At 45.1% G+C, this 7,992-nt stretch carries 5 protein-coding genes; 2 read left to right on the top strand and 3 right to left on the bottom strand.

Going from position 1 to position 7,992, the window contains the following annotated elements; genetic code table 11:
* A partial coding sequence (locus ACEYJ7_RS04095) for a hypothetical protein (protein WP_373777792.1) occupies window positions 1–140 on the top strand: 140 nt, incomplete at its 5' end.
* Window positions 141–332: 192 nt separating this feature from the next.
* On the opposite strand, the gene ACEYJ7_RS04100 is transcribed toward ACEYJ7_RS04095, so the two are convergent.
* The 3 genes from ACEYJ7_RS04100 to ACEYJ7_RS04110 all read right to left on the bottom strand — a co-directional run bounded on the left by ACEYJ7_RS04100 (window position 333) and on the right by ACEYJ7_RS04110 (window position 6,921).
* Window positions 333–1,760: an FAD-dependent oxidoreductase gene (locus ACEYJ7_RS04100; RefSeq protein ID WP_373777787.1), complete on the bottom strand. Its 1,428-nt coding sequence runs from the start codon at window positions 1,758–1,760 to the stop codon at window positions 333–335.
* A gap of 216 nt (window positions 1,761–1,976) precedes the next feature.
* Window positions 1,977–6,443 carry a glutamate synthase large subunit gene (gltB, locus tag ACEYJ7_RS04105; protein ID WP_373777789.1) on the bottom strand — a complete coding sequence of 1,489 codons (4,467 nt, stop codon included), beginning with the start codon at window positions 6,441–6,443 and terminating at the stop codon, window positions 1,977–1,979.
* A 151-nt stretch (window positions 6,444–6,594) separates the two neighbouring features.
* On the bottom strand, window positions 6,595–6,921 hold the full coding sequence (locus ACEYJ7_RS04110; RefSeq protein ID WP_373777790.1) for a MazG nucleotide pyrophosphohydrolase domain-containing protein: 327 nt from the start codon (window positions 6,919–6,921) through the stop codon (window positions 6,595–6,597).
* A 72-nt stretch (window positions 6,922–6,993) separates the two neighbouring features.
* Between ACEYJ7_RS04110 and mnmE the strand changes: the two genes are divergently transcribed.
* Window positions 6,994–7,992, top strand: a 999-nt coding sequence (gene mnmE / locus ACEYJ7_RS04115) for a tRNA uridine-5-carboxymethylaminomethyl(34) synthesis GTPase MnmE (protein ID WP_373777791.1), incomplete at its 3' end; no start/stop codon positions are given.

A 7,992-nucleotide genomic window follows, 5' to 3' on the forward strand; every position in this document is an offset into this window, starting at 1 on the left:
AGCAAGACTACGAGTTCTTAACCCAAGGCGGCGTGTTCAGCAAAGATTTCATTGAAACCTATATTGCGATGAAGCGTAAAGAAGTCGAACGTTTGAATATGACCCCGCATCCGGTGGAGTTTGAGATGTATTATGCGTAATACTTAGTCATCTCGAGAAAAGGCGGCCGAAAGGTCGCTTTTTGTTTTCGAAACGCATACAAGCGGTCAGAATCGAGAGGAAATTTGCAAATTATCTGCTAAAACCGACCGCTTGTTAAAAGTGATAGCTGAAGAAATCAGCCGAGTTTGGTATTACCCATTCGGCTGATTTTTATTGAAGATAAGTAGAATTTATACTTCTAAATACTCCATAATGCTCTGTGCCGCATCACGCCCTTCGGCAACGGCGGTAACAACAAGGTCGGAGCCACGAGTGATGTCACCACCGGCAAAGACTTTTGGATTGGCGGTTTGTTGTTTGAGTTCGCCTGTTGTTGCAATTCTGCCACACTTGTCGGTGGTTACGCCGATAGAAGCAAGCCATGGCATGGTGTGTGGAGCAAAGCCAAAAGCGATGATAACCGTATCACAAGCGATGATTTCTTCGCTGCTTTCGATGATTTCGGCTTGACGGCGACCGTTGGCATCGGGCTCGCCCAGTTGGGTTTTGACGATTTTAATCCCTGTTACTTTGCCTGATTGGTCGGTTTCAACGGCTAGAGGCTCGGCTTCAATTTCTACGGGTTGAGCGTTGAATTGGAACTCGACACCTTCTTCTTTGGCATTGCTGTATTCTTTACGGCTACCTGGCATATTGGCTGCGTCACGGCGATAAACACAGGTGACTTCTGCTGCACCTTGACGCACCGATGTTCTTACACAGTCCATTGCGGTATCGCCACCACCTAATACCACCACTTTCTTGTTTTCCATTGATACATAATCAGGAGCATCAAAACCGAGCAAATGTTGTGTATTGCCGATCAAGAATGGTAGGGCGGAATAAACGCCTTGAGCCTGTTCGTTTGGAATATTGGCTTTCATACCTTGATAGGTGCCAACGCCTAAGAAAACCGCATCATATTGAGCGACCAAATCGTCAAGGCTGATGTCTTTGCCGATTTCTACGCCCAGTTTAAATTCAATGCCCATCTCGCTAAAAATCTCACGGCGGCGGCTCATTACATTTTTTTCTAACTTGAATGATGGAATACCAAAGGTGAGCAAGCCACCGATTTCTTGTTGGCGTTCATACACCACTACATCAACACCGTTGCGGATTAACACGTCTGCACAGCCTAATCCAGCAGGACCAGCCCCGACAATCGCGACTTTTTTGTGAGCTTTAGGTACATTTTTAACTGTTGGTCGCCAGCCCATTTCAAAGGCTTTTTCGGTGATGTATTTCTCGACATTACCAATGGTTACCGCGCCAAATTCGGCATTTAAGGTGCAAGAATCTTCACATAGGCGGTCTTGCGGGCAAACGCGCCCGCAGACTTCCGGTAAGCTGTTGGTACTATGCGCCAACTCAGCAGCATCAATAATACGTCCTTCTTTTGCTAAACGTAGCCAGTTGGGAATATTGTTGTGCAACGGGCATTTGTGTTGACAATATGGGTTTCCACACTCTAAACAGCGGTCGGCTTGCGACTCGGCTTGTGCTTGGCTAAATATTTGGTAGATCTCAATAAATTCGGTTTTACGGCTGCTTAATGGAATTTTTGACGGATCGACACGGGGCAAATCAATAAATTGGTAAACATTATCACGGCTCATTTTTGTGTTCCTTCTAACAATCCCCCTCTTTAGCAAAGAGGGGTTAGGGGAGATTTGGCAGACGAAATGTCGAAGTGAGAGATTTGTATGGTTCTCATCATTCTTTAATTCGCATTTTGTCTTCATTATCTCTTTTTAACAAATCTCCCCCTGCCCCTCTTTACTAAAGAGGGGAGCTTGTTCAGAGGGAAATTTGCATCTTCATCTTTTCACTTTCTACTGCACAATCACACCCAGCTCATCTAATGCACGGCGTTTATGTCCTAGTAGGGCATTAATGTCGTTTGCTTTAGGTTTCACTAAGACAAAGCGAGCGACATAATCATCCCAGTTGGCAAGGATACGTTCGCCAATCGCACTGCGAGTGAGTTCTACGTGGCGAGAAATTAAGCCACGCAAATGCTCTTGGTGTGTTGGCAAATCGTTAATGCTCAATCCTTCAACCAGTTCAGGGTTAATACGGTTGGCAAATTTGCCGTCTGCATCGAACACATAGGCGAAACCGCCCGTCATGCCTGCACCAAAGTTAATCCCCGTTTTGCCGAGAATGGTAACCACACCGCCTGTCATATATTCACAACCGTTGTCGCCAATGCCTTCAACGACGGCTAACGCACCCGAGTTACGCACGGCAAAGCGTTCGCCTGCACGACCCGATGCAAAGAGTTCCCCCCCTGTTGCTCCGTAAAGGCAAGTGTTACCTGCAATAGCAGCTTCTTCAGCTTTAAAGGCAACGCCATTGTGTGGTTTGATGACAATGCGACCACCTGCCATACCCTTGCCGACATAGTCGTTGGCATCACCCGTTAAGTTCAGGTTTACACCGCCCGCTAACCACACGCCAAAACTTTGTCCTGCTGTGCCGTTTAGGTTGATATTGAACGTTTGCAACAAATTGCCACGGTTGCCGTAGCGTTGTGCCACCAAGCCTGAAAGGGTTGCTCCCACAGAGCGGTCTAAGTTGCTGATGTCGAAATCCAAATCCGCAGACAAACCGCTTTCAAGCGCATTTTGAGCGTGTGCCACAATCGCTTTATTCAATAAACCTTGGTCAAAAGCAGGGTTGGCTTGGGTGCAGAAACGGCTACTGCCGTCTGGCACTTTTGGCGAATAGAGCAATTTAGCCAAGTCTAAACCTTGTTGTTTAGCGGTTTTGCCGTTGATGATTTCTAATAAATCGGTGCGACCGATTAAGTCGGTTAATTTTTCTACACCAAGTTCTGCCAAGATTTCACGCACGTCTTGGGCGATAAATTTAAAGTAGTTCATCGCTTTTTCCGGTAAGCCGTGATAGTGCTGGTTGCGCAGAGTATCATCTTGTGTTGCCACGCCTGTTGCACAGTTGTTTAAGTGGCAAATACGTAAGTAACGGCAACCAAGTGCGACCATTGGCGCTGTACCAAAACCGAAGCTTTCCGCCCCTAAAATCGCCGCTTTGACAATATCTAAACCTGTTTTCAAACCACCATCGACTTGTAAACGAACTTTATGACGAAGATTGTTTTCCACCAAAGCCTGTTGAGCTTCTGCCAAGCCAAGCTCCCACGGTGAACCACAATATTTCACGCTGGTTAATGGGCTTGCCCCTGTGCCACCGTCATAGCCTGCAATGGTGATTAAATCCGCATAGGCTTTGGCGACCCCTGTCGCAATAGTACCAACACCCGGTAAGGAAACGAGTTTGACTGAGATTAAGGCTTTCGGGTTGATCTGTTTTAAGTCGAAAATCAACTGTGCTAAGTCTTCAATCGAGTAAATGTCGTGGTGTGGCGGTGGCGAAATCAAGGTTGAACCCGGTACGGCATAGCGAAGTTGGGCAATGTATGGGGTGACTTTATCCCCCGGTAATTGACCGCCTTCACCTGGTTTTGCCCCTTGTGCTACTTTGATTTGGATGACTTCGGCACTCATTAAGTAAGCAGGAGTAACGCCAAAGCGACCCGATGCCACTTGTTTGATTTTCGACACTTTTTCTGTGCCATAACGTTTCGGATCTTCACCGCCTTCACCTGAGTTGGAATAGCCACCTAAGCGGTTCATTGCCACTGCTAAGGCTTCGTGGGCTTCGGGGCTTAATGCACCGATAGACATTGCCGCACTGTCAAAGCGTTTGTATAAGTTTTCCGCGGGTTCAACACGGTGAAGTTCAATCGCCTTGCCTGCTTCGGTTTTTAAACGCAACATATCGCGGATGGTAGTAATTGGGCGACTATTTACCACATCACGGAAGGCTTTGTATTTCTCATAATCGCCGGTATTTACTGCCGTTTGCAAGGTGTTCACCACATCAGGATTATAAGCATGGTATTCGCCTTGCGGTTTATATTTGAGATAACCGCCCATTTCAATGTCTTGGCTGTTTCTCCATGCCCGTTTACGACAAGCGGTCTGTTGTTGTTCTAAATTTGCAAAACTTGCGCCTTCAATACGGCTGGTAATACCAGGGAAGCAAAGGTTGGTGACTTCGCTATTTAAACCAACTACTTCAAATAATCTGGCACAACGGTAAGACGATACGCAAGAAATGCCCATTTTTGACATAATTTTGTATAAGCCTTTGTTGATACCGTTGCGGAAGTTTGCTATTGCCACTCGAAGCGGTTTGTTAATTGCGCCTTTTTGCACCATATCGGCAATAGTTTCGTAAGCCAGATACGGATAAACTGCCGTCGCTCCTAAACCGATTAACACAGCAAAGTGGTGAGGGTTACGCGCTTCTGCCGTTTCCACCAAAATATTGGTATCACAACGCAAGTTGGCTTCCACCAAGCAGGTTTGCAACGCTCCCACCGCTAAGGCACTCGGAATAGGTTGGCGTTCTACCGTGATATTGCGGTCGGATACAACCAACAACACGGTTTTGTCACGCACCGCTTGTTTTGCCTGTTCACATAACTGTTCAATCGCTTGTTTTAAATTCGTTTGTTCAGGATTGAAAGTTGCATCTAAAACGAAATGTTTATAATGTTCCTCTGGTAAACGCAAAATCTGTTGCATATCGGAATAGACTAAAATCGGTGATTTAAAATTCACCCGATGAGACATCCCTTCCGCTTCAAAGAAGACACTCATTTCTCGACCGATACTGGTCGCCAAGGTCATGACGTGAGCTTCACGCAACGGGTCAATAGGCGGATTGGTCACTTGTGCAAAGTATTGACGGAAGTAATCAAACAGTATACGCGGGCGTTCGCTCAGCACGGCAAAAGGCGTATCGTCGCCCATTGAACCGACCGCTTCCTGTCCGCTTTCACCCAAAACGCGAATCACATTTTCCAATTCTTCTTTATCGTAGAGGAACTGCTTTTGATAAATTTTGAGCTGCTGTTCATCAAGCGTCGCTTCGCCGACTTCGTTTTCAGGTAATTGTTCAAATGGAATTAAACGCTGAACGTGTTTATTCAGCCACTCACGATAAGGGTGTCTTGCACGGACTTCATTGTCAATTTCATCAGAATGCAATAATTTGCCTTTTTTGGTATCAATCACTAATAATTGCCCTGGTCCGACACGCCCTTTTTCCACCACTTCATCTGGAGCATAGTTCCAAATGCCCACTTCAGACGCAATGGTAATCAAACGATCTTGGGTAATCACATAACGAGCAGGGCGTAAACCATTGCGGTCAAGGTTACAGGCAGCATAACGACCATCGGTTAAAACGATCCCCGCAGGACCGTCCCACGGCTCCATATGCATTGAGTTAAAATCATAGAACGCACGCAAATCGTCACTCATATCCGGGTTTTGCTGCCATGCAGGTGGCACAAGTAAACGCATCGCCCGGAACAAATCCATACCACCGCTGACAAACAGCTCCAACATATTATCCAACGAACTGGAATCCGAGCCTGTTTCATTCACAAACGGTGCTGCACTTTGTAAATCGGGAATTAACGGTGTGCGATATTTATAAGCACGCGCCCTCGCCCATGCACGGTTGCCCGAAATCGTATTAATTTCACCATTGTGAGCAAGGTAACGGAACGGTTGGGCTAATTTCCAACGTGGTTGCGTATTGGTTGAAAAACGTTGGTGGAACAAACAAATTGCCGTCTGCATACGCAAATCCGCCAAATCCAAATAGAACTTCGGCAAATCTTTCGGCATACACAAGCCTTTATAAACAATGGTTTGATTGGAAAAACTACAAATATAGAAATCAGGATGATCAATACGTTTCTCAATACGACGGCGAGCCACAAACAAACGGCGTTGCAAATCCTGTACACGCCAACCGCTTGGTGCATTAATAAACACCTGTTTTATGCTTGGCATATCCGCTAACGCAATGGAACCCAATACAGACGGATTGGTTGGCACATCACGCCACGCAGGAATACCTAAAGTCTCTTGGGTTAATTCTTCATTGATAATATCAATATAGGTTTTTGCCAAGGTTTCATCATGCGGTAAAAAAATCTGCCCGACACCGAAAATCTTTGCCAAGGTAAAACCACTCTCCGCTGCAATCGCACGAAAAAAGCTTTCAGGCATTTGCAAAGACAAACCACAACCATCACCCGTCTTGCCATCAGCCAAAATTGCCCCACGGTGCTGCATACGAGATAAACCTAAAATACCATTACGAACCACCTTGTGGCTCTGCACCCCATCTATATTGGCTATCAAGCCAAACCCACAATTCTCACGCTCAAATGAGCCGTCATACAACGTTGCCATATACCCACATCCTAATTATTTTTATCATAAAAAGTTACTCAAATTCAGTGGGTATAAAGATATTAGATTTTTTTATTTCAATCAATAATTTTTCTAATTTAAAATGTAATTTTTTTAATAAATTAAACATATATTTGATAATATTTATTATTTACCCCAATTTTGTTAGATAACGTTTAATAAATTTTACCTGGTGTTTACTCATCACTTCTTCAATTGAGATCTCGTACTTGTCCGCCAAAATAAATAGATTATCAAAAACATCCCCCAATTCTTCGATCAGGTTTTCACGCTTAGTAAGCAACGCCTGTTCAATTTCATCCGGTCGCTCGCGACCGATTTCAATCGCTCTGACCGCACAAGCCACCTCCCCGACTTCTTCTGTTAAATAAGCCAACCTTCTAAATACTTCTCGGTCATACCAGCCCTGCTGTTGATAAAACTCACGAACCCATTGTTGATATTCGGCAAAGTGCATTTGTTATACTCCATAACTTGATAAAAATGGTGCTACAATATCCCAATTTTTATCAAAACAGAACAGGATTAAATGAAAGAAACCATTGTTGCACAAGCTACACCTATCGGGCGTGGCGGTATCGGGATCTTGCGGGTATCAGGGCCATTGGCGGCGGATGTCGCTCAAGCCGTATTAGGTAAATGCCCCAAACCACGCATGGCGGATTATTTACCGTTTAAAGATGAAGACGGGACGGTATTAGATCAGGGAATCGCCCTGTTTTTTAAAGCGCCAAATTCGTTTACGGGGGAAGATGTTCTTGAATTGCAAGGACACGGTGGGCAGGTGATTTTAGATCTGTTGCTCAACCGTATTTTAAAGGTCAAGGGCGTGCGTATTGCTCGGGCCGGAGAATTTTCCGAGCAAGCCTTTTTAAATGATAAGCTCGATCTTGCCCAAGCTGAAGCGATTGCCGATTTAATTGACGCAACATCCGAGCAGGCAGCACGTTCTGCATTGAAATCTTTGCAAGGTGAGTTTTCCAATAAAATCCATGCGTTAGTCGATTCGGTCATTTATTTACGTACTTATGTAGAAGCAGCGATTGATTTCCCTGATGAAGAGATTGATTTCCTTGCTGATGGCAAAATTGAAGCCAAATTGAATGAGATCATTGCGCAACTTGCCCATGTTCGCCAAGAAGCAAAACAGGGTTCGATTTTACGTGAAGGGATGAAAGTCGTGATTGCCGGTAAACCTAATGCCGGTAAATCCAGTTTGTTAAATGCTTTAGCAGGACGTGAAGCAGCGATTGTCACCGATATTGCGGGTACAACACGGGATGTATTGCGTGAGCATATCCATATAGACGGTATGCCGTTGCATATTATTGACACAGCAGGCTTACGTGAAGCGAGTGATGAAGTCGAAAAAATCGGGATCAAACGAGCGTGGGATGAAATCGAGCAAGCGGATCATGTGTTGTTGATGATTGATAGCAACGAATCTCAAGCGGATCATTTCCAACAAGAGTGGGCGGAGTTTTTAACCAAATTGCCGAAAAATATACCGGTGACGGTGATTCGTAAT

The organism is Glaesserella sp. (assembly GCF_041814905.1).
In the GTDB taxonomy this organism is placed as follows: domain Bacteria; phylum Pseudomonadota; class Gammaproteobacteria; order Enterobacterales; family Pasteurellaceae; genus Glaesserella.